Below are 21,757 nucleotides of genomic sequence, written 5' to 3' on the forward strand. Positions count from 1 at the left end.
GCGTTCCGGGCGCTGGGCCTGGAAGGGCGGTGCGAAAGCAGGGCGGTAGAGCGGGGCGAAGGCGGCCCCGTCAAATTCGGTCGCGCGTGGTCTGGCGGCGGGTTTCGGCGTGCGCGGACGCGAAGAAGGCACGGGCGTCCTCACAATCCTTGGCGATGCCGGCCGTGAGGGCGGCCAGGCTGTCGTATTTCAGCTCGTCGTGCAGTTTGTGCAGGAGTTCCACGCGCACGATTTTACCGTAGGCCCCCTCGGCGCCCAGGTGGGCGGGCCAGGTGAGGCAATGGGTCTCCAGCAGCACGCGCCCGCCGTTCACATCCTGGGGGTCCAGGGACGGACGCACGCCCAGGTTCGCCACGCCGGGCAGGGGCTCTTCGTGCAGGCCATGGACGAGCACGGCGAAGATGCCGCTGGCGGCCGGTTTCCAGTGCGCAAAGCGCAGGTTGAGGGTGCGAAAGCCGTCCTGGTGCGCGCCGCTGGCGGCCGAGCGGCCCAGCGCACGCCCGAGCTTGCGGCCATGCACCACATGTCCCGAGATGGCGTAGGGGCGGCCCAGCAGGCGCGCCGCGTCCTGCATGCGGCCGGCGCCCAGGGCCTCGCGCACGGCCGAGCTGGACACGCGCAGGCCGTGCACCTCATAGCTGTTCATGCGCGCTACCTCGAAGCCCTGCGCGGGGCCGGCCGCGTCCAGCATCGCGTAGTCGCCCGCGCGCTGGCTGCCGAAACGAAAATCGTCGCCCACCAGCAGGTAGCGCGCGCCCAGGCCGCGCACTACCACGTCCTCGATGAAGGCCTGGGCCGATTGCTGCGCCAGCCGCTCGTTGAACGGCAGCACGATGGTCTGCTGCACGCCGCAGCGCGCCAGCTCGGCGAGCTTGTCGCGCAGCGTGCCGATGCGCGCGGGGGCGAGTTCGGGGCGCCGGTGCAGGCCGGCGAAGTAGTCGCGCGGATGCGGCTCGAAGGTCAGCACGCAGCTTTGCACGCCGCGGTGCTGCGCCTCGCTGTTCAGCAGCGCCAGCATGGCCTGGTGGCCACGGTGCACGCCGTCGAAGTTGCCTATGGTGAGGGCGCAGGCGGGCGCCACGTCGGGATGATGGAAGCCGCGGAAGATCTTCATCGCAGTGCTTTTCTTTTGATAGCTTTTAGCGCAAGTCCATCAAGCGCTTGCCGCCTGTTTGTGATGAAAAGAGTATATTGTGCGCTACCGGCCCCACCCACAAGCGTGCGGCCGGCGAGACGTCAACGTTCCGATGCTTGTGCTCAAAGGCAGGAGGCAGGTGGTGAAGGTCTTGAAGCTGTCGGCCCAAGGGCTGCCGCAATCGTGGATCACGCTGGAGCAGGCGGTCACGCATTACGCCGCGGGCGAGGTGCGCTGGGAGATCGGCGCCCAGGTGGCGCTGTTTCGCGGCGGGCACAACGCCATCACGGGCGTGCAGTCGCAGATCGCCGTGAGCAGCATCATAGGCACGCGCGGCGTGCCCCAGATCAACCCCTTCGACCTGCGCCCCAGCCTCACCAACGCCAAGCTGTTCACGCGCGACCGCAACATCTGCGCCTACTGCGGCGGGCATTTCGAGGAGCCTGAGCTCACGCGCGAGCACATCGTGCCCTTTGCCAGGCAGGGCCTGAACCACTGGATGAACGTGGTCACCGCCTGCCGCTCCTGCAACCACCGCAAGGGCCCGCGCACGCCCGAGCAGGCGCGCATGCCGCTCTTGTACACGCCCTACGTGCCCAGCCTGTGGGAAGACTTCATCCTGCGCAACCGGCGCATTCTGGCCGACCAGATGGAGTTCCTGATGGCCCATGTGCCCAAGTCGTCGCGGTTGCTGAGCTGAGAGACGGAGGGCCTTTCCTCCTATGCCCGCCTTGCACGTCAAAACATCCCCGCTCATCGTTGCAAATGCTCGCCATAGCCCGAGCTATGGCTGTGCTTTGCGCCTCGCGCGGGAATGTTTTGACGCGCCTTTCGGGCACGAGGGAAAAACTCGCAGCCTCTGACGCCGGGCCGTGGTGGCGTCGGCGACACCCCATGCCGCTGTTTCTCGTCGCGCATTTCATCGTGCGGGAGCTGCTGACCTTCGTGCCTGCGCTCTCCACCTGGCTGCCGCATACGCTGGGTTTTTAGGCCCCTCTCTGGCCTGGCCGCCCGCGGCGATGGCCCGCAGGGTTACGGCGCCACGGTTTCTTCGGCTGGTATGCCCAGCTGTTCGCACAGCCGCTGCACGGTGGCGCGCAGCGCGGCCACCTCGGATTCGAGCGCCTCCACGCGCGCCTGCAGTGCCGGGCTTGCGGGTGCGCCGGCGCTGGTGCTGGCTGCCTGCAGTGCCTGCGCGTCCACCGGGCCGCACAGCAGCTGCGCCCAGCGTGACTCGCGCGCGCCGGGGGCGCGCGGCAGCAGCGTGACCAGCGGGCCGCCCTTGTCCTCGCTGCGCTCGGCCAGCTCGTCCAGGAAGGCCTCGACCGAGGAGGTGTCGGCAAAGCGGTGCCAGCGCTCGGCGTTCAGGCGCAGCTCGGCGGCGGTCTGCGGGCCGCGCAGCATCAACAGGCCCAGCAGTGCGGCGGCCTGCATGGGCACGCCAATGCCGCGCTCGAAGTTGTGCTCCCAGCGCGCCACGCGGGCGCCGCCTATCTCCACCACCAGGGTCTGCTGGCGCAGCGTTTCCAGGGCCTGCAGCAGGTCGTTGTCAGAGAGCTGCATCACCGGCTCGCGGCTGGTCTTCTGGTTGCAGCCGGCCAGCAGGCTGTTCAGGGTCAGGGGGTAGCTGTCGGGCACGGTGCGGGACTTTTCCAGCAGCGTGGCCAGCACGCGGGCCTCGGGGGCGGAGAGGGGGCGCTGTCGGGGGTCGAAGGGCATGGCGGGATAATCCGGTCTACATGAAAAATATCGTGATTTTGATCTCTGGCGGCGGCTCCAACATGGCCGCCATCGTACGCGCTGCCCAGCAGCAGGACTGGGCCGGCCGCCACGGTATCCGCGTGGCGGCGGTACTGAGCAACAAGGCTGACGCCAAGGGCCTGGCGCTGGCGCGCGAGCAGGGCATTGCCACCCAGGTGCTGGACCACAAGGCCTACGCCACGCGCGAGGCCTTCGACGCCGCGCTGGCCCAGGCCATAGATGCGCACGACCCGGCCCTGGTGGTGCTGGCGGGCTTCATGCGTATTCTCACGCCCGGCTTTGTGGACCACTTCGCGGGCCGGCTGGTGAACATCCACCCCTCGTTGCTGCCGGCCTTCACGGGGCTGCATACGCACCAGCGCGCGATTGACGCGGGCTGCCGGTTTGCCGGCTGCACGGTGCACGAGGTCACGGCCGAACTCGATGTGGGCCCTATCCTGGACCAGGCCGTGGTGCCGGTGCTGCCGGGCGACACGGCCGACAGCCTGGCGGCCCGCGTCCTGACGCAGGAGCACCTGGTCTACCCGCGTGCGGTACTGGCGCATTTGCTTCGGTAAGCGTAGCTGCCTGCGCTTGATGGATAAGCGTTACAGCCCATTTTGTTCATAAGCCCTGCGGATCGGGCGGCAGCGCTGCAAGATGGGACAATCGCGCCTATGCATCCTAAAGCCCTTGTAGACGCCTGCGCCGACCTGCTGCAGCAGGTTTTAACCTTCGAGCACCCGGCCGACGCCGTGGTGTCCCGCTTCTTTCGCCAGCACCGCCAGCTGGGCCCGCGCGAGCGCGCCACGCTGGCGGAGACGGCCTATGCCGTGCTGCGCAAGAAGCCCTTGTTCGAGCAGCTGGCGCGTTCGGGCTCCGGCCCCAGGGAGCGGCGCCTGGCCATCCTCGGTTTCTACGGCCCGCGCGACTTTCTGAAAAGCGCCCTCACGCCGCAGGAAAAGGACTGGGTCGATGCCTGCGACGCCGTGCGCGAGGCCGACCTGCTCGAACCCCAGCGCCACAACCTGCCGCAGTGGCTGGCAGAGCCGCTCAAGGCGCAGCTGGGCGATGAGTTCTGGGCCCTGGCGCGCAGCCTGCAGGAGCAGGCGCCACTGGATCTGCGCGTCAACGCCCTGCAGGTCAGGCGCGAGGATCTGCGCAAGGAGCTGGCCCAGGCTGGCATCCAGGCCGCGCCCACGCCGTATTCGCCCTGGGGCCTGCGCGTGCAGGGCAAACCTGCGCTGAACAAGCTGGAGGCCTTCACGCGCGGCGCGCTGGAGGTGCAGGACGAGGGCTCGCAGCTGCTGGCCCTGCTGCTGGACGCCAAGCGCGGTGAGATGGTGGTCGATTTCTGTGCCGGCGCCGGAGGAAAGACCCTGGCCATCGGCGCGCAGATGCGCAACACCGGGCGGCTGTACGCATTCGACGTGTCGGGCCACCGGCTCGATGCGCTCAAGCCCCGGCTGGCGCGCTCGGGCCTGTCCAACGTGCATCCGGCGGCGCTGGCGCACGAGCGCGACGAGCGCGTGAAACGCCTGGCGGGCAAGATCGACCGCGTGCTGGTGGACGCGCCCTGCAGCGGCCTGGGCACGCTGCGGCGCAACCCCGACCTGAAGTGGCGCCAGAGCCCGCAGGCGGTGCAGGAGTTGACGGCCAAGCAGGCCGCGATCCTGGCAAGCAGCGCGCGCCTGGTGAAACCCGGCGGGCGCCTGGTCTATGCCACCTGCAGCATGCTGCCCGAGGAGAACGAGGCCATTGCCGAGGCCTTTGGCGCGGCCCACCCCGACTTTGTGCCGCTGGCGGCGGGCGAACTGCTGGCGCAGCTCAAGGTGGAGCAGGCGGCCAGCCTGTGCAGCGGCGGCGCGGACGGCCAGCGCTACCTGCGCCTGTGGCCGCAGCGGCACCAGACCGACGGCTTCTTTGCCGCCGTGTGGCAGAAAAAATAAGCAAAAAATGGCTTTGGCGCTTGCGGGGCAAGCGCCAACAGCTATCAAAAATGCATGAAAAAAACCGCCAGGGCCTGCGCCGTGGCGGTTTTTTTACAAGAGCCGGGCTGTAATTACTTCAGCTTGGCTTCCTTGTACTCGACATGCTTGCGAGCCTTGGGGTCGAACTTGATGATGCTCATCTTCTCGGGCATCGTCTTCTTGTTCTTGGTGGTGGTGTAGAAGTGACCGGTCTCAGCCGTGGAGACCAGCTTGATCTTTTCGCGTCCGCCTTTAGCAGCCATGGTGTTTCTCCTTGGGGAAATTAAGCTTGGCCACGGGCACGCATGTCTGCGAGCACGGAGTCGATGCCGTTCTTGTCGATCAGACGCAGGGCAGCGCTGGAAACACGCAGGCGCACCCAGCGGTTTTCGCTCTCCACCCAGAAACGGCGGTACTGCAGGTTGGGCAGGAAACGACGCTTGGTCTTGTTGTTGGCGTGGGAAACGTTGTTTCCCACCATGGGCTTCTTGCCCGTGACTTCACATACGCGTGCCATGAGGACACTCCGATAGTTGCACGGCCGCCGGCCCTGGTGGCCGGCAACCTCACCTCGCCAGTTGAATCGGGTGGCGGTAACCCGGCCGTCTCCGGCCGCCAGGGCGCCCGAATCCAGCAAAGCCGCGCATTATAGCGCGGCCGAAAACTCCCGGCCTCTTACTCCTGTTGCTCCAGGAAGCGCTGGGCATCGAGCGCTGCCATGCAGCCCGTGCCGGCGCTGGTGATGGCCTGGCGGTAGACATGGTCCTGCACGTCGCCGGCGGCGAACACGCCGGGCACGCTGGTCTGCGTGGCGAAGCCTTTCAGGCCGCCCTGGGTGATGAGGTAGCCGTTCTCCATCTCCAGCTGGCCCTGGAAGATCTCGGTGTTGGGCGCATGGCCGATGGCCACGAAGCAGCCCTGGAGCTGGATGTCCTCGGTATGCCCGTCCTCGGTGCTCTTGATGCGGATGCCGGTCACGCCGCTGGCGTCGCCCAGCACCTCGTCGAGCGTGAAGAAGGTCTTGAGAGCGATCTTGCCGGCGGCCACCCGCTCCATCAGCTTGTCCACCAGGATGGGCTCGGCGCGGAACTTGTCGCGGCGGTGCACCAGCGTCACCTTGCGCGCGATGTTGGCCAGGTACAGGGCCTCCTCCACGGCGGTGTTGCCGCCACCGATCACGCACACGTCCTGCTCACGGTAGAAGAAACCGTCGCAGGTGGCGCAGGCCGACACGCCCTTGCCCATGAAGGCCTCCTCAGAGGGCAGGCCCAGGTATTTGGCCGAGGCGCCGGTGGCGATGATCAGCGAGTCGCAGGTGTAGGTGCCGCTGTCGCCGGTGAGCGTGAAGGGGCGCTTGGACAGGTCCACCTTGCCAATATGGTCGAAGATGATCTGGGTCTTGAAGCGCTCGGCATGCTCCAAAAAGCGCTGCATCAGCTCCGGGCCCTGCACGCCGTTCACGTCGGCGGGCCAGTTGTCCACCTCGGTCGTGGTCATGAGCTGGCCGCCCTGGGCCATGCCGGTGATGAGCACCGGGTTCAGGTTGGCGCGTGCGGCATACACGGCGGCGGTGTAGCCCGCCGGGCCGGAGCCGAGGATCATGACTTTGGCGTGTTGGGTAGTGGACATGGCAGAAGGTAATTGTTCGTAGTGGCCCGTTGATGGGCCGTGGAGGGCTGTCAGCGCGGCCATTGTAAGAAGCCCGCAATCACGGTGGGCAGGCAGGTGCAATGCCGGCTCCCGCCTCGGCCCGGGGCCGGCTGCGCCAGGGCTTGGCGCCACCCGCCATGGGGTAAGCTTGCGCGCTCTTATCCCATGACCTACTCCCTCAATACCCTCAACGCCTCGGCGGCGGGCAGATCGGCGCCGCGCTCGGCCGCGGCGCGCTTTGGTCACGAGCTCTGCCTCATCATCGGCCTGCTGGCCCTGGTCTTCTGGCTGCTGGCTCTCACCAGTTATTCCGCGCAAGACGCCGCCTGGTCCACCTCCGGCGCGGGCGACGGGCGGCCGCTGACCAACTGGGTGGGGCGCCTGGGTGCCTGGCTGGCCGATGGCAGCTATTTCGTGCTGGGCTTTTCCGTGTGGTGGTGCGTGGCCGCGGGCGTGCGCGCCTGGCTGTCGTCCCTGGCGCGCTGGATGCGCGGCGGCGATGCCGGGGCATCGGCCCATGGACCCTGGCTGCGGCGTGCCATGTTCTGGGGCGGCCTGGCCGTGCTGATGAGCGCCAGCACGGCGCTGGAGTGGTCGCGGCTGTACCGCTTCGAAGACCTGCTGCCGGGTCATGCCGGCGGCATGCTGGGCTATGTGACGGGCCCGGCGGCCATGAAGTGGCTGGGCTTCACCGGTTCGGGCCTCGCCGGCGTGGTGCTGGTGGTGTTGGGGGCGGCGCTGGTATTCCGCTTTTCCTGGGGGCATCTGGCCGAGCGCCTGGGTGGCCGCATCGACGCCCTGGTGCAGACGGGCCGCGCGCAGCGCGAGAAGGCCAAGGATGTGGCCGTGGGCCGGCGCGCCGCGCGCGAGCGCCAGGAGGTGGTGCAGGAGGAGCGCCACGGGATCGAGGCGCAGCACCCGCAGCCGGTGCACATCATCGAGCCCGTGCTCGCCGACCCGCCGCAGAGCACGCGCGTGGTCAAGGAGCGCCAGAAACCCTTGTTCAGCGACATGCCCGACAACCGGCTGCCGCAGGTGGACCTGTTGGACGCGGCGCAGACGCGCCAGGAAACGGTGTCGCCCGAGACGCTGGAGATGACCAGCCGCCTGATCGAGAAGAAGCTCAAGGACTTCGGCGTGGAGGTCAAGGTGGTGGCGGCCAGCCCCGGCCCGGTGATCACGCGCTACGAGATCGAGCCGGCCACGGGCGTCAAGGGCTCGCAGATCGTGAACCTGGCCAAGGATCTGGCGCGTTCGCTGTCGCTGGTGTCGATCCGCGTGATCGAGACCATTCCGGGCAAGAACTTCATGGCGCTGGAGCTGCCCAACGCCAAGCGCCAGACGATTCGCCTGGCGGAGATCCTGGGCTCGCAGGTCTACCACGATGCCAAGAGCCTCTTGACCATGGGTCTGGGCAAGGACATCGTAGGCGCGCCCGTGGTGGCCGACCTGGCCAAGATGCCGCACTGCCTGGTGGCGGGCACCACCGGCTCGGGCAAGTCGGTGGGCATCAACGCCATGATCCTGTCGCTGCTCTACAAGGCCGAGGCGCGCGACGTGCGGCTCTTGATGATCGACCCGAAGATGCTGGAGATGTCGGTCTACGAGGGCATCCCGCACCTGCTTGCGCCCGTGGTCACCGACATGAAGCAGGCGGCCCACGGCCTGAACTGGTGCGTGGCCGAGATGGAGCGGCGCTACAAGCTCATGTCCAAGCTGGGCGTGCGCAACCTCGCCGGCTACAACACGAAGATCGACGAGGCGCGCGCGCGCGAAGAAATCATCCCCAACCCCTTCAGCCTGACGCCCGAGCAGCCCGAGCCGCTGGAGCGCCTGCCGCACATCGTGGTCGTCATCGACGAGCTGGCCGACCTGATGATGGTGGTGGGCAAGAAGATCGAGGAACTCATCGCCCGCCTGGCGCAGAAGGCGCGCGCCGCGGGCATCCACCTGATCCTGGCCACGCAGCGCCCCAGCGTGGACGTGATCACCGGCCTGATCAAGGCCAACATTCCCACGCGCATCGCCTTCCAGGTGTCGAGCAAGATCGACAGCCGCACCATCCTCGACCAGATGGGCGCCGAGGCGCTGCTGGGCATGGGCGACATGCTCTACATGGCCAGCGGCACCGGCCTGCCGATCCGCGTGCACGGTGCCTTCGTCTCGGACGACGAGGTGCACCGCGTCGTCAGCTACCTCAAGGAACAAGGCGAGCCCGATTACATCGAAGGAGTGCTGGAGGGCGCAAGCGTGGACGGAGAGGACAGCGGCTTTGGCCTGGATGATGGCGAGGGCGGCGGCGAGAAGGACCCCATGTACGACCAGGCCGTGGAAGTGGTGCTCAAGGACCGCAAGGCCAGCATCTCCTACGTGCAGCGCAAGCTGCGCATAGGCTACAACCGCTCCGCGCGCCTGCTGGAAGACATGGAGAAGGCCGGCCTGGTCAGCGGCCTCACGACCAGCGGCCAGCGCGAGGTGCTTGTCCCTGCGCGCAGCGAATAGGAGGCCGGGCCATGAAAAAGACGATCACTGCTATTTTGATAGCTACTGGCGCCCAGTGGGCAAGCGCGGACGGCCTGAAAAGCCTTGAGAATTTCATGAAGACCGTCCACAGTGGCCGGGCCGATTTCACGCAGACGGTGACGGCGCCGCCGAAGGATGGCCAGGAGCAGCGCCCCAAGCAATCGAGCGGCAGCTTCGAATTCCAGCGCCCGGGGCGTTTCAAGTTTGTCTACAAGAAGCCTTTCGAGCAGACCATCGTCGCCGACGGCAAGACGCTGTGGCTGTATGACGTGGACCTGAACCAGGTGACCGAGCGCGCCCAGGCCCAGGCGCTGGGCAGCACGCCCGCGGCGCTGCTGGCCTCGGCGCCCGACCTGGCGGCGCTGCGTGCGGATTACCGGCTTGAGGCCGCGCCCGCGCAGGATGGACTGCAGTGGGTGCTGGCCAGCCCGAAGGCCAAGGATGGCCAGCTCAAGAGCGTGCGCGTGGGCTTCGAGGGCGAGCGCCTCGCGGCGCTGGACATCCTGGACAGCTTTGGCCAGCGTTCGCAGATCCGCTTCACGGGCATGCAGGTGAACCCCGCGCTGCCCGCCGGCAGCTTCCAGTTCAAGCCGCCCGCGGGGGCGGATCTGCTCAAGCAGTAGCGGCGCCCAATCCCGAGGGGGGCTGCTGCGGGACGGGAGCGGCCATCACGAAGGCGTCGGAGAAGCAGAAGTTCTCATCCAGCCCATGGGCGATGAAGGCCGGAACCGCCGTCTCCACCATGCGTACCGAGCCGCACAGGTAGACCTCGTTGCCGCTCAAGTTGGGGAAGTCCGCCAGCATGGCCTCGTGCACTAGGCCGGTGCGCCCGCTCCAGCCGTCCTCGGGCGCAGGGTCGGACACTACGGGCACCACGGTGAAGTTGGCGTGCTCGCGCTGCCACTGTTCGCACTGCTCCAGCATGTACAGATCCTGCGCCTGGCGCACGCCCCAGTACAGGCGCATGGGACGCTGCACGCCGCGCGCAAAGGCGTCCTCGACGATGCTCTTGATGGGCGCAAAGCCCGTGGCCCCGGCGATGAACAGGATGGGGTGCTGGCTCTCGCGCAGCGTGAACTGGCCCAGCGGGCCTTCGAAACGCACGTTGTCGCCCGGTTTCATGCCCTCGAACACATGGGTGGTCCAGCGCCCGCCCGGCACCAGGCGCACGTGCAGCTCTATCTGGCTGTTGGCCCCGGGGCGGTTGGCGAACGAGAACGCCCGGCGCTGGCCGTCCTCCAGCAGGATGTTGATGTACTGGCCGGCTGCGAATTGCAGGCTCTGGCCGGCCGGCAACTGCAGCATCACGCGCATCACATCGGGGCTCAGGCGCTCCATCTGCGCCACGGTGGCGTGGAAGACCTCCTGCGCCTGGGCGGTCGCCCCGGTGAAGCCGGCCACGTCGATGGCCATGTCCTCCTGCGGCACGGCGCAGCACATCAGGGCCTTGCCGCGCGCCTTGTCGGCGTCGGGCAGGGCCGTCTTCTGGTAGGGGCGATGCTCGAACCGCCCTTGCTCGATGGAGCAGACGCACAGGCCGCAGGCGCCGTTGCGGCACTCGTATGACAGGGCCAGATTCTGGCGCAGGCCGGCGTCCAGAATGGTTTCATCCGGGCGCACGGAGATGGTGCTCAGTGCACCCTGTTCGCCATGTATCTGCACGCGATACAGGCGCTTGTCGCCCCGCTTGAACTGCGGCGGCCACCAGGGCAGCAGGGCCACGACGACGGACACGCCTATCACCAGGGCCCAGACGCGGCCCAGAGGCCATTCGCTGAGCAGCGGGAAGATGGCCATGTAGAACCAGTCCAGCTCGATCTGGGTGGCGGCCTGGGACAGGTCGGTCTGCCCGCCCTGGCTGTGCACCGGTGCGACCAGCGAGAGCACCAACAGGGTCGCCAGCAAACCATAGACGATGGGGCCCGGGGGCATGGTGCGCGCCTTGGGCACGCGCTGCACGTGGATCCACATCGCCATCAGCAGCACCAGCGGAATGCCCAGGTGCATGAAGGACAGCAGCGTGAAGAAGCGCGCGCCCACATGCTCGGAGTACAGGAAGTTGCGCATCAGGCTGCCGCTGAAGATGGGCAGCCAGTCCAGCCATTCGAAGCTGGTGACGGTGACGTACTGGGCCAGTTGGTCCCAGGGCAGCATGTAGCCGTTGATGCCCGAGGCGTAGACCATCCAGATCAGCATCACCCCGGTGATCCATGAAAACCAGCGAAAGCCGTGGTACAGGTTGAAGGCAAAGTAGCGCAGCATGTGCAGCATCATGGTCAGCACCATGGCATCGGACGCGTAGCGGTGCACGCTGCGCATGATGCCGCCCAGCCACCACTGCTTGGTCGTGAGCGCAATCACCGAGGAGTAGGCCTCGGCCACCCCGGTTTCAAAAAAGATGTAGAGGTACAGGCCGCTGGCACCGACGATCCAGAACAGGTAGAAGGTGATGGCGCCCAGGTGGTAGAAGGGGTTGATGCGGTCGCCAAAGGCGGCATTGAACAGCCCTTCGGTGCGCAAAAACAGCCACTGCAGCAGGTCTTGGAGTTTTTTGATCATGGCTTGCTTTCTTTAGATGGACCGTGCCTGTGGCTGGCGCATGCTGCGCAGCACGACGACGACAAACAGCAGTCCGCCAATGATGGCGATCAGCCCGCCCAGGCCCATCAGGCCCATGCCGGCAATTTCGGCCGTGCTGCGCAGCACCTGGTCGCTGCCGGCCACCTTGCGCTGTACGCCGTAGCCGCCGGACCAGACCAGACCGATGATGTGCATGAGCTGGCCCAGGCCATAGGTCCATGGCTGCCAGGTGGCCAGGCGCCCCTGCGGGGCCTGGTAGCCGAGGGCGGGCAGGATGCGGTACACCGCGCCCATGAGTGCCAGGGTCACACCCACGATGCTGCCGTGGTAGTGCGCCGGAATACGTACGTTGCTGCCGTGGATGAAGACGCCGATCACACCGCCGGCGGCAAAGAGCAGGACCGAAGACAGCAGCGCCGCGCGCAATGGGCGCAGGGCCGGGTCCGATAGGCGCAGTGCCAGCACGCCAATCACGGCCGCCAGGGCCACGGGCACGATGGCCGGCCCGCCACCCAGGCGCATGGCCCAGGTCAGCAGGTTGCGGTGTTCCACCGACGCCACGTCATGCGCCAGGTAAGCCACGGGCGTGACGAAAACGCCCGCCAGCGCCAGCAGCAGCAGCAGCAGGGTGATGCGCGGGCTCAGCACGATGCGTGCCCCGCAGGCACTGGCCAGCCACAGCCAGGCCACGAGCATGAGCAGCGTCCAGGTGAACTGCAGGGCGTGGCCGCCGCCCCAGAACAGGATTTCGTAATATGCCTTGCCGTGCAGACTGGTGGGCAGCACGATCCAGGACCAGGCAAAGCACAGCAGCGCCACCGCGGTGGCCACAGCGGCGGCATTCAGACCAAAATTCAGCGCGCCGCGCCCGTCCAGCGGTTGCCCCATGCCTGGGGCCGCCCGTAGGCTGCGCAGCACCAGCAGCGTTGCGCCCAGGCCAAAGACCACCAGGCCGGTGAGAAACAGCGAGGATTCCAGCACCGGTATGTAATTGGCCATGATGGGCTCGCCCGGATTCAGAAAGGGTGCCAATGCCATGGCCAGCGTGCCGCTGCCCGTGATCCACAGTGCCAGCCAGCCCAGTCCGGTCGCACGGGCCTGGCCATGCAGGCTCCACAGCAACCCAGCCATGGCGACAAACCACACTAGCACCGACAGGTCCACATGCAGCACCAGGGCGATATGGAAAAAATTGCTCGTTGGCAGCCATTGGTTGACATAGGGCGTGCGTGAGGCAACGAGCAGCACGGAAAACAGGCCTGAGCCGATCAGGGCCGCGAGCCCGAGCCACAGCCAGCCGCGCGCCAGGGACAAGCGAGCATCGCGTGGCAGGCTGAGTTGGTAGCTGGCGCCCGATGGAGCGGCAAGCGTGTTGGCCGCAGCCGCGGGCTGTTCAGGAAAGGGGGGGGCATGGGTGTTCATTGCAGAACAATGCCTCCCTTGTCGGCGCTGAAGTCGATCACCAGCACCTGGGCGGGCTTGAGGGTGATGGTTTCTTCCAGCTGCGAGGTGAAGCCCTCGGCCTTTTGGTTGTCCTTGAAACGCACGGCAATCCGGTGCTGGCCTGCCGCAACGTTCAGGCGCTGGTACAGGGTGGAGGCGCCATCGCGTGACAGACCCGAAGGCGCAGAGGTGTGCGCCAGCACGGTCTTGCCGTCTATATCCACCTCTATGGACACGGGCGAGCGTTCACGCTCGCACTTCTGCGCCTTGCGCATGTTTGGCGGCATCTTGGCCTGCTCTTCGGCCGTGTAGGGGCGGCATTCGGCCACGCGAGCACCATGGTGGATGAAGCTGACCTTGATCTGGGCCATGTCTTCGGCAAGTGGGTGGTATACCGGCCAGCGCGAAAACACGCCCAGCGCCACGGCAAAACCGCCGTACAAAAGCGCTTGGCCAGTCCAGTTGAGTGCGCGGTTCATCAATGACTCTCCTCAGAAACAGGGGGGGTGCCGGTGTGGTGGCGTTGGCGCATGGCGTCCAGCGCTGCAGCCAGCGTGCGCTCATCTCCCGTATCGGTCCAGACCGCCCGCCAGCGGTCCTGCGGTACCGAGCGGCGCAGATGGGGTTCTCTCTCACCCGTCAGGCGCTCTGCTGTCCAGCGCTGGCCCAGGCGGTATTCGCAGCCCCCCTCGCGGCAGCCGTTGATGAGCACCCCATCGGCACCATGGCGCAAGGCGTATTCAATAAACGAAGGGGGCAGAGCCCCGGCGCATGCCAGATTGAAGTGCAGCACATCGGATGCCTGCCCTGGGGTGTGAGCGCCCTGGGCGCAGCCAAAAATGACAAAGCGTTGCGGGCCCGGCATGGCCTGCAGGCTTTGTATCAATTGGGCGCGCAAGTCGTTGACTGGCCATTGCGGCATGTCTATGCCCGTCACCAGTTGCTCGGCGCTGCGAAAGGGGGTGGAAGATGGGCAGGCGCCGGCACAGATGCCGCAGCTGGCGCACAGGTCGCTGTTCACCTGGGCCAGGCGCATGCCGGGCTTGCCGTTGGTGTGCGGCACCATGCTGATGGCGGAGTACGGGCAGTCGTCAAAGCAGCGACTGCAGCCGCTGCAATGCTCCGGATAGACCACGGCAACCGCTTCGCGTGTACGACCGGGCCATAGGGGCGGCAGTGCCAGGAGCACGAAAGCCAGGGTCAGCAGCACCCAGACGATGGTAGGTGATGTGGCATCGACAAGGGGATGGATGAACAGCAGCCACCAATCGAGCGCAAGGGCCGTGGGTTGACTGCGCAGGTCTGCCGGGCCCTGGCTTTCGACGGGCAGGAGCAGGGCCAGCAGCAGCAGGGTGATGAAGGCGCCCCAGGCCAGCGGACGCGGTGGAAACACCTTGGCCAGGCTGATGCGCTGTATGTGAAACCACAGGCCAAACACCATGAGCAGCGGCATGCCGATGTGGATGAAGATGAACAGGGTAAAGAGCCGGTCGCTGAGGTTCACATCACCCAGGAAATTGCGTGCCAGAGGTGCGGCAAGAAAGGGCAGGGCATCAATCCACTCGGCCGTGGCCACCACCGAATATTGGCCCAGGCGATCCCAATTGAGCCAAAAACCACCCACGGCGCTGACAAAGGCCAGGCCCACCAGGGGCACGCCCGTCCACCATATCGCCCGGCGCCAATGCCGGTAGCGTCCCAGCAGCCATTCGCGCAGGATATGCATGCCCATGACCAGGACAAAGGCGTCAGCCCCATAGCGGTGCAGGCCGCGCAGGGCCGTGCCAAGCATCCAGGGGACTTCGGCAAGTGATGCGATGGACTGGTAGGCGCCCGCGGCGGAGGTGTCCAAGACGATGTAGAGAATGCTGCCGCTGGCCACCAGCAACCATAGCAGCATGAAGCCTAGCGCACCCAGGTGTTTGAGTGGGTTGGCGCGCGCGCCAAAGACCGCGTCAACGCCATGCTCCAGCATCCGGTAGGCGCTGGCAAGGCGGGGTAGTGGCGATGGAGAGGCAACGGAACCCTCGGCGGGCAGGGCTGAACCTGGCAAAGACATGGCACTGGTGCGCATCAGGCGTTGCGCATCCCCTTGCTGCTGGCCATTTTGCGGCTGGAGCGCCATTCATTGATGAAGAAAATGATCATCAGCACGAAAAACATCACGCCGCCGGCAATCTGTATGGGTAGCGTGTAGTCCACCTTGTAAGCCCCGGTCTTTGGGTCGTACACGGTGCACAGTATGCGGACCCTGTCCATCAAGTGGTCAATCAACTCGTTGGACTCGACGGGCTGACCTGCCAGTAGCATCTTGAGCGGCTCGCCCAGCTCGGCGGGCACTACGCCCTCGCCATAGACCTGGCGCACGATGCGCCCCTCGGCGTCCAGAATGGAGACTTGCAGCACATGGTCAAACCCGGCGGGAGAGGCCTGAAACACGAAGCCGAAATCTTGAGCCAGGGCTGGAACGATGGCGGCCGGGGGGCTCAGGAACTCCCAGTTGGGCTGCTGTATGCCGTACTGCGTGGCAAAGGCCTTGAGGGCCTGGGGCGAGTCGGCGGGCTGGTTGAATCCAATGCTCACCACATTGAATTGGTTGGGCCCCACGCTTTTTTGCAGACCCTCCACGGTTTCTTGCAGCGAGCGGGTGGTGGTGGGGCAAACCTGGAAACAACCGGTATAGATGAAGCTCACCAGCAGTGGCTTGCCCCGGTAGGACGCGAGGGAGATGGGCTTGCCCTCGCGATTCAGAAGAATATGGTCACCGATCTTGCGGCCAATGGCAGCCTGACTGGTGCGCAGCGCTGCTTCGCGATCCAGCCCCAGATCGGTGGTGTCGGTGGAAGATGCCATGGTTGGTAGTGCCAGCACCAACCCCACAGCGCACGCAGCGACTGAGCGGTGGATACGAAGCAAATGTAACCAGGCCATGGCATGTGTCCCGTATCAGCGCAGCAGCGCGTCAATGCTGGCAGCAACCAGCAGCAGGCTCAACTGCACCAGCGATGCAAAAAAGGAGCCCATGGCCGTGGCGCGCTCGGGCTTGCGCGCTAACTGCCAGGATTTGCGCACAAAGTGCAGGCCGCCCACCAGCGCACCTATGCCATACACCGGCCCTGCACCGTAGGCCAGGGGCGCCAGTGATGCGAGGAACAGGGCAATGGTGCTCAGGAGCACTGTGCGTGCGGCACGTTCCGGCCCCACGACCACTGGCAACATGGGCACACCGGCCTGAGCGTAGTCTGCACTGTTGGCAATGGCCAGACTCCAGAAATGTGGGGGCGTCCACAGAAACAGCACCAGTGCCAGCAACCAGGGCAGGGGGCCGAGCGCCGGGTCGATGGCAGCAGCTCCTGCCAGGACGGCAAAACTGCCAGCCAGGCCGCCAATAACGATGTTCATGGCAGTACGGCGCTTGAGCCACAGGGTGTAGACCACCCCGTAGAAAAATGCGCCTAGGAACACGTGCAGGGCCGCCACGCCGTTCAGCACCAGCCAGGCTGCAGCCACCGCCCCCGCCAGCAGCACGGCCATTAAGACCAGCCAGGCGGGGTGGTGCGGCAGGGCGCCTGTGACGAAGGCGCGTTCGCTGGTGCGCTTCATCAGGCGGTCGCTCTCGTACTCCACATACTGGTTGAACGCTCCCGCACTGGCCGATGCCAGCAGCACGGACAGCGCCAGTACCAGCGCCTGCACGAAGCTGGGCGCGGGCCCTGGTGTCACAGCCATGCCTACGAGCGCGGTGATCATGATCAGCACGCCGATGCGCAGCTTGAACAGCGAGATGACGTCGCGCGCCAGCTGTGCTGTGCTGCGCCCTGCGGGCTTGAGCGTTGTGGTATGCATAGCAGCAGGGCTCCGGATCAGCTCAGACTCCACAGCTGGCCGAGGTACTTCCAGTTCACAAAGTAGTACAGCACAAAGGTCACGAGGAAGAACATGGCCAGCACGAAGGTGCCGGGTGCCACGAAACCAGCCGAGCCGTAGGTCTGCGCTGCTGCCGTGGGGGCGGCACGCGAAAGTGGGGTGAATTTCGGGCTGGTAGCACCAGCATCGAGCTTCTTGCCCCACAGCAGCGAACCGACGGTCACGTAGATGTAGATCGCGCCACCTGCGATGGCTGCTACGCCGCCGATGCCGACCAGACCCATCATCAGATAGGCGGCACCGGGCCACTCATAGGCCAGGGCGTTGCCGCTGAAGGCCATGTCCCAGTGGCGGCGCGACACACCCAGCGTACCTGCTCCCATCATGACCAGGCAGAAGAAGTACATCGAGAAGCCGAACAGATAGGGCTGCAGCTTGGCCAGGCCAGGCGCGATCATCTCGCGCCTGAACAGCGAGGGGATCAGGAAATACGTCAGCGCCATGAAGGTCAGCGTGGTTCCAACCACCACGGTGGCGTGGAAGTGGCCGGGCACGTAGATGGTGTTGTGGATCAGCAGGTTGAGCTGCTCGGTACCCATCATCACGCCGGTGGTGCCACCCAGGAAACCAAAGCCTACCAGGGCGATGAACACGCCGGAGAAAGTGGGGTTGCTCCAGGGCGCCTTGCGCAGCCACTCGAACAGGCCCTTGTTGTAGCCGCGGGCGCGTTGGGCCACTTCCATGGCGCCAGGAATGGACAGGGCGTGGATCATGGAGCCCAGCACGGCAAAGTACATGAAGTAGCTGGTGTTGACCACCTTCCACTCGGTGCTGACACCGGGATCGGCGAGGATGTGGTGGGCGCTGGCCAGCTGCAGGAACAGGATGTACAGCAGGAAGGCGCCACGGCTGACGCGCTCGGACATCGGCTTGGCGCCAAAGGCGATCGCGGCGACGGCATACCAGATGGAGATATGTGCCGCCACATTGATCTGCTGCGACGAGTGGCCAAAGGCCCACCAGACCACGCGGTAGACCAGCGGGTCGACACTTTCGAGCAGTCCGATGGACACAAAGAAGGTCGGCACCAAGATGAAGGCACCCGACAGGATGGTGAACACCGCAATGATGGCTGCCGTCGTGGCACCGAAGGTAACCAGCGGGACGGAGCCTTCGTAGGTCTTGTCGCGCCTGGCGACGACTAGCGTGCCGAAGAAGACGAAGCAGGCAATCAAGGCGCCCACGGCAAACAGGATCAGGCTCAGGTAGAACGACCAGTGCGCCATCATGGGCACGTAGGAGGTCATCATCACGCTGGACTCACCCTGGAAGACCGCGATGTTGTTCCACACCGCGCCGATGAGCATGAGCGCAAACGCCATCCAGGCTATTTTTGGTGTGGCGAGGCGGCAGCGCAAAAGTGTCGATGAGGCAAAGTACAGGACGGCGACCTCGAAGAAGATGATCCAGAAGATCAGCATGTCGATGCCGTGGGCGGTGAGCACCATGTAGAAGGTGTCAGCGGGCAGCCAGTGGACTGCGGGCCAGCGGGTAAGCACCACGCCAATGGCAAGCAGGCCACCCACGAGTAGGGCGACCACGGCCATGAAGGCGTTGGCAATCATGAGTTTCTCGGCGTGAGCCTCGAATTGCAGGCCCGTGCGCGGGCAGGTACGGTAAGTGGTGGTCATTAGGAGTCTCCGCTTACTTCACGTAGATGCGACCCAGCATTTCATGGTGGCCGATGCCGCAATATTCATTGCAAACCACGGAAAAGGTGCCGGACTCGTTGGGCGTGACCTTGATCACGTGTTCATAGCCGGGAACGACCTGGATGTTGATGTTGGTCGGCTGCAGCGAAAAGCCGTGGTTGTAGTCCATGGATGTGAGGTGAAGCTTGTACGTTTTGCCTTTTTCCAACTCGAGAATCGGCCAGAAGTTCCACAGGCGAGCAATCATGTACACGTCAGCACCTTCGGGAGGTGCTACGACCGGGATGTTCTGCTCGGTTTCGGTGCGCACGGTCCATTTGTCGACCGCGGCTTGCGCTTGGGCGGAAAATTTTTCAGGACTGGTTTTGTAGGTTTCGGTGGCCAGGTTCTGTTTTCCGTAGATATGCCAGCCCACCATCATGAAAAACATGACCATGCACCAGACAAAGGAAATGATGATCCAGACGGCCTCGACACGGTCGAGAGGGTGTTTCCACCACAGCCGCTCAGCGGGAGGGAGTATTGCGCTCATGGGGTGGTTCCTCTTACTTGGCCAGTGGAATGGTCAGGATGTCTATGACGCCCCATAGGTTGTATACAACCATGGGGATCATCACACCCAAAAACAGTAGCAGGAATGGGCTATCCAGCAACTGCTGGATGAGTGGAACTTCTTCGTTCTCATCGTCATGGTGGCTCATGGTCTTCTCCTTGTTAGGCTTTTCAGCGGCCCGAATTCTTGACTGCCATACTGGGTTGACACATGAACTATGTCAAGGTTTGGCGTTTTGGTGGATTAAGGGAAAACCCTTGGTTTGGGGTTTTTGCTGTTGATTATTGGCTGCTGTCTGGGCAAGTTTGAGACTGTTTTTCGAGGGGAGACAGTGACTTTGATCACGAATGCAATAGTGTCAGACTAGCTTGTCGGAGATCAATTTAATTTTGATTTATGTCAATTAATAGCTGTTATTCCTTTGAGGCCAGTACTGCCGCAATACGGGCCCGTATCAGCGGCAGCAACTCGGCCTCGAACCAGGGATGGCGCTTGAGCCAGCCATTGTTGCGTGGGCTGGGGTGGGGCAGGGCTATGGCGTGCGGCCAGTGGCTCCTCCAGTCCCGCACGGCCTCAGTCACGCTGCGGGGGGCATTGGGCATATGCCAGGCGAGTGCATATTGGCCAAGCACAACGGTGAAAGTGATTGTTGGCAGCCGCGTCAGTAATTGCGCGCGCCAGGCGGGCGCGCATTCGGGGCGTGGCGGCGCGTCGCCAGATGGGCCCTTGCCGGGATAGCAAAAGCCCATGGGCAGGATGGCGACAAGGGCCGGGTTGTAGAACTGCTCGCGTGTCAGTCCCAGCCAGTTGCGTAGCCGCTCGCCACTGGCATCGTCGAACGGTATGCCCGAGACATGCACCTTGCGCCCTGGCGCCTGCCCCGCGATGAGGATGCCTGCGCTTGTGCCTGCCTGCAGCACGGGCCTGGGGCCCAGTGGCAGGTGGGCCGCGCAGATCGTGCAGGCGCGCACGCGACGCAGCAGGCCGTCGAGCGATTCGGTGTTGGGCATGGCGGTCTCCCGTTGCGAGCCATTGTCGGTCATGGACTCCCGGGCCCGCTACCATTGCTCACTCGCCTTGTCTCGCCTGCCATGAAGTCAGCCGCCACTTATCAACCCCTGGCCGAACGCCTGCGCCCGCGCTCGCTGGCGCAGGTCATAGGCCAGCAGCATGTGCTGGGGCCGGGCATGCCGCTGCGCCTGGCGTTCGAGTCGGGTCGGCCGCACAGCTGCATCCTGTGGGGACCGCCGGGTGTGGGCAAGACCACCATTGCGCGCCTCATGGCCGCGGCGTTTGACGCGCAGTTCATCAGTATCAGCGCGGTGCTGGGCGGGGTGAAGGACATACGCGATGCCGTGCAGTTGGCGGAAAGCGCCCGTGACGGGCTGATGGAGCAGCGCACCATCGTCTTCGTCGATGAGGTGCACCGTTTCAACAAGAGTCAGCAGGACGCCTTTTTGCCGCATGTGGAAAGCGGCCTGTTTACCTTCGTGGGGGCGACGACCGAGAACCCCTCGTTCGAGGTCAACTCTGCCCTGCTGTCGCGCGCCGCGGTCTATGTGCTACAGCCCTTGAGCGGCGATGATTTAAAGCAAATTGTGGTCAAGGCGCAGGCCTGTCAAGCGCTACCAGCTATTGAAGATATAGCAATTGAGCGTCTGGTGGCCTATGCCGACGGCGATGCCAGGCGCCTGCTCAACACCCTGGAAACCCTGGCCATCACGGCCGAGCAGGCCGGCATCGCACGCATCGAGGATGCCTGGGTGGTGCGCGTGCTGGGCGAGCGCATGCGCCGCTATGACAAGGGTGGCGAGCAGTTCTACGACAGCATCAGCGCGTTGCACAAGTCGGTGCGCGGCTCCGACCCCGACGCCGCGCTGTACTGGCTGGTGCGCATGCTCGACGGCGGGGCCGATCCGCGCTACATGGCCCGGCGCATCGTGCGCATGGCCTGGGAGGACATCGGTCTGGCCGACCCGCGCGCCATGCAGCTGGCCAACGAGGCGGCCCAGACCTACGAGCGCCTGGGGTCGCCCGAGGGCGAGCTGGCCCTGGCCCAGGCCGTGATCTACCTGGCCGTGGCGCCCAAGAGCAACGCCGGTTACATGGCCTATAACAAGGCGCGGGCCTTCGTGAAGCAGGACGGCACCCGCCCCGTGCCCCTGCACCTGCGCAACGCGCCGACCCAGCTCATGAAGCAGCTCGACTACGGCAAGGACTACCGCTACGCGCATGACGAAGAGGGCGGCTTTGCCGCAGGGGAGAGCTATTTGCCCGAGGGCATGGAGCCGCCGGGCTTCTACGCGCCCGTGCCGCGCGGGCTGGAGATCAAGATCGGCCAGAAGCTCGATGAACTGCGCGCGCGCAATGCGGCGGCGCAGACGAAGCCCGCGCAAGGCTGACATCGGCCGGCGCTGTTTTCCGCCTTTGCGCCGCAGGCTGATCCGTTGCAAAACCAGGGAAAACACCGCCTCTGCGCGCCACGGGCGGGGCCTTTTCCCGTGACAAAATTTCACCACCAAACCCGCCCCAACCCTTGCTGGGCGGGTTTTTTGCTAAATGGCAGACGGGCCCACAAGGCTGT

The 21,757-nt window shown here is 65.2% G+C and carries 21 protein-coding genes; 6 read left to right on the forward strand and 15 right to left on the reverse strand.

The window, feature by feature from the left end; translation table 11 throughout:
* Positions 1-70 precede the first annotated feature (70 nt).
* On the reverse strand, positions 71-1,114 hold the full coding sequence (locus P7644_RS05390) for a bifunctional riboflavin kinase/FAD synthetase (protein ID WP_404302069.1): 1,044 nt from the start codon (positions 1,112-1,114) through the stop codon (positions 71-73).
* Between the two features lie 163 nt (positions 1,115-1,277).
* On the opposite strand from P7644_RS05390, the gene P7644_RS05395 reads away from it, so the two are divergent.
* Complete coding sequence (locus tag P7644_RS05395) at positions 1,278-1,835, forward strand: HNH endonuclease (protein ID WP_404302071.1); 558 nt, start codon at positions 1,278-1,280, stop codon at positions 1,833-1,835.
* Between the two features lie 332 nt (positions 1,836-2,167).
* Here P7644_RS05395 and P7644_RS05400 read toward each other — a convergent pair whose 3' ends face one another.
* Positions 2,168-2,854, reverse strand: coding sequence for a YceH family protein (locus tag P7644_RS05400; RefSeq protein WP_404302073.1), 687 nt, complete (start codon positions 2,852-2,854; stop codon positions 2,168-2,170).
* A 20-nt stretch (positions 2,855-2,874) separates the two neighbouring features.
* Between P7644_RS05400 and purN the strand changes: the two genes are divergently transcribed.
* The gene (purN, locus tag P7644_RS05405; RefSeq protein WP_404302074.1) at positions 2,875-3,453 is read left to right on the forward strand and encodes a phosphoribosylglycinamide formyltransferase; all 579 of its coding nucleotides are present in this window, start codon (positions 2,875-2,877) and stop codon (positions 3,451-3,453) included.
* 99 nt (positions 3,454-3,552) lie between these two features.
* Entirely contained in the window at positions 3,553-4,824 is a 1,272-nt protein-coding gene (locus P7644_RS05410) for an RsmB/NOP family class I SAM-dependent RNA methyltransferase (protein WP_404302075.1), read from the forward strand.
* Positions 4,825-4,937: 113 nt separating this feature from the next.
* Here the strand turns inward: P7644_RS05410 and rpmG are convergent, their stop codons facing one another.
* The 3 genes from rpmG to trxB form a co-directional block, all read right to left on the reverse strand.
* Positions 4,938-5,108: a 50S ribosomal protein L33 gene (gene rpmG, locus P7644_RS05415; RefSeq protein ID WP_013518066.1), complete on the reverse strand. Its 171-nt coding sequence runs from the start codon at positions 5,106-5,108 to the stop codon at positions 4,938-4,940.
* Between the two features lie 20 nt (positions 5,109-5,128).
* Positions 5,129-5,362: a 50S ribosomal protein L28 gene (gene rpmB, locus P7644_RS05420; protein ID WP_003058229.1), complete on the reverse strand. Its 234-nt coding sequence runs from the start codon at positions 5,360-5,362 to the stop codon at positions 5,129-5,131.
* Positions 5,363-5,520: 158 nt separating this feature from the next.
* On the reverse strand, positions 5,521-6,474 hold the full coding sequence (gene trxB / locus P7644_RS05425; RefSeq protein ID WP_404302076.1) for a thioredoxin-disulfide reductase: 954 nt from the start codon (positions 6,472-6,474) through the stop codon (positions 5,521-5,523).
* A 186-nt stretch (positions 6,475-6,660) separates the two neighbouring features.
* On the opposite strand from trxB, the gene P7644_RS05430 reads away from it, so the two are divergent.
* Together P7644_RS05430 and lolA are read left to right on the forward strand one after the other, a co-directional pair.
* Positions 6,661-8,997, forward strand: a complete 2,337-nt coding sequence (locus tag P7644_RS05430) for a DNA translocase FtsK (protein ID WP_404302077.1) — start codon at positions 6,661-6,663, stop codon at positions 8,995-8,997.
* 11 nt (positions 8,998-9,008) lie between these two features.
* Entirely contained in the window at positions 9,009-9,641 is a 633-nt protein-coding gene (gene lolA / locus P7644_RS05435; protein WP_404302079.1) for an outer membrane lipoprotein chaperone LolA, read from the forward strand.
* Here the strand turns inward: lolA and P7644_RS05440 are convergent.
* The 10 genes from P7644_RS05440 to P7644_RS05485 all read right to left on the reverse strand — a co-directional run bounded on the left by P7644_RS05440 (position 9,631) and on the right by P7644_RS05485 (position 20,183).
* Positions 9,631-11,577: an FAD-binding oxidoreductase gene (locus tag P7644_RS05440; protein ID WP_404302081.1), complete on the reverse strand. Its 1,947-nt coding sequence runs from the start codon at positions 11,575-11,577 to the stop codon at positions 9,631-9,633. The two genes, lolA and P7644_RS05440, sit on opposite strands and share 11 nt — an antisense overlap.
* A 12-nt stretch (positions 11,578-11,589) precedes the next feature.
* Positions 11,590-13,020 (reverse strand): cbb3-type cytochrome c oxidase subunit I, encoded by a 1,431-nt coding sequence (locus tag P7644_RS05445; protein WP_404302083.1) that lies wholly within the window; start codon positions 13,018-13,020, stop codon positions 11,590-11,592.
* Positions 13,017-13,520, reverse strand: coding sequence for a hypothetical protein (locus P7644_RS05450; RefSeq protein ID WP_404302085.1), 504 nt, complete (start codon positions 13,518-13,520; stop codon positions 13,017-13,019). Before P7644_RS05450 ends, P7644_RS05445 begins: the two co-directional genes overlap by 4 nt.
* On the reverse strand, positions 13,520-15,100 hold the full coding sequence (locus tag P7644_RS05455; RefSeq protein WP_404302087.1) for a hydrogenase iron-sulfur subunit: 1,581 nt from the start codon (positions 15,098-15,100) through the stop codon (positions 13,520-13,522). Before P7644_RS05455 ends, P7644_RS05450 begins: the two co-directional genes overlap by 1 nt.
* A 14-nt stretch (positions 15,101-15,114) precedes the next feature.
* The gene (locus P7644_RS05460) at positions 15,115-15,894 is read right to left on the reverse strand and encodes an SCO family protein (RefSeq protein ID WP_404302088.1); all 780 of its coding nucleotides are present in this window, start codon (positions 15,892-15,894) and stop codon (positions 15,115-15,117) included.
* A gap of 93 nt (positions 15,895-15,987) precedes the next feature.
* The gene (gene cyoE, locus P7644_RS05465; RefSeq protein WP_404302089.1) at positions 15,988-16,887 is read right to left on the reverse strand and encodes a heme o synthase; all 900 of its coding nucleotides are present in this window, start codon (positions 16,885-16,887) and stop codon (positions 15,988-15,990) included.
* A 17-nt stretch (positions 16,888-16,904) separates the two neighbouring features.
* Positions 16,905-18,599: a cbb3-type cytochrome c oxidase subunit I gene (locus tag P7644_RS05470; RefSeq protein ID WP_404302091.1), complete on the reverse strand. Its 1,695-nt coding sequence runs from the start codon at positions 18,597-18,599 to the stop codon at positions 16,905-16,907.
* A 13-nt stretch (positions 18,600-18,612) separates the two neighbouring features.
* On the reverse strand, positions 18,613-19,152 hold the full coding sequence (locus P7644_RS05475) for a cytochrome C oxidase subunit II (protein ID WP_404302092.1): 540 nt from the start codon (positions 19,150-19,152) through the stop codon (positions 18,613-18,615).
* 13 nt (positions 19,153-19,165) lie between these two features.
* Positions 19,166-19,321, reverse strand: coding sequence for a hypothetical protein (locus P7644_RS05480; RefSeq protein WP_404302094.1), 156 nt, complete (start codon positions 19,319-19,321; stop codon positions 19,166-19,168).
* Between the two features lie 265 nt (positions 19,322-19,586).
* Positions 19,587-20,183 (reverse strand): uracil-DNA glycosylase family protein, encoded by a 597-nt coding sequence (locus P7644_RS05485; protein WP_404302095.1) that lies wholly within the window; start codon positions 20,181-20,183, stop codon positions 19,587-19,589.
* An 81-nt stretch (positions 20,184-20,264) separates the two neighbouring features.
* Here P7644_RS05485 and P7644_RS05490 point away from each other — a divergent pair, with 81 nt between their 5' ends.
* Positions 20,265-21,575, forward strand: coding sequence for a replication-associated recombination protein A (locus tag P7644_RS05490; RefSeq protein WP_404302096.1), 1,311 nt, complete (start codon positions 20,265-20,267; stop codon positions 21,573-21,575).
* The last annotated feature ends 182 nt before the right edge of the window (positions 21,576-21,757 follow it).

It is taken from the genome of Alicycliphilus denitrificans (assembly GCF_044792555.1).
Classification (GTDB): Bacteria; Pseudomonadota; Gammaproteobacteria; order Burkholderiales; family Burkholderiaceae_C; genus Alicycliphilus; species Alicycliphilus denitrificans_A.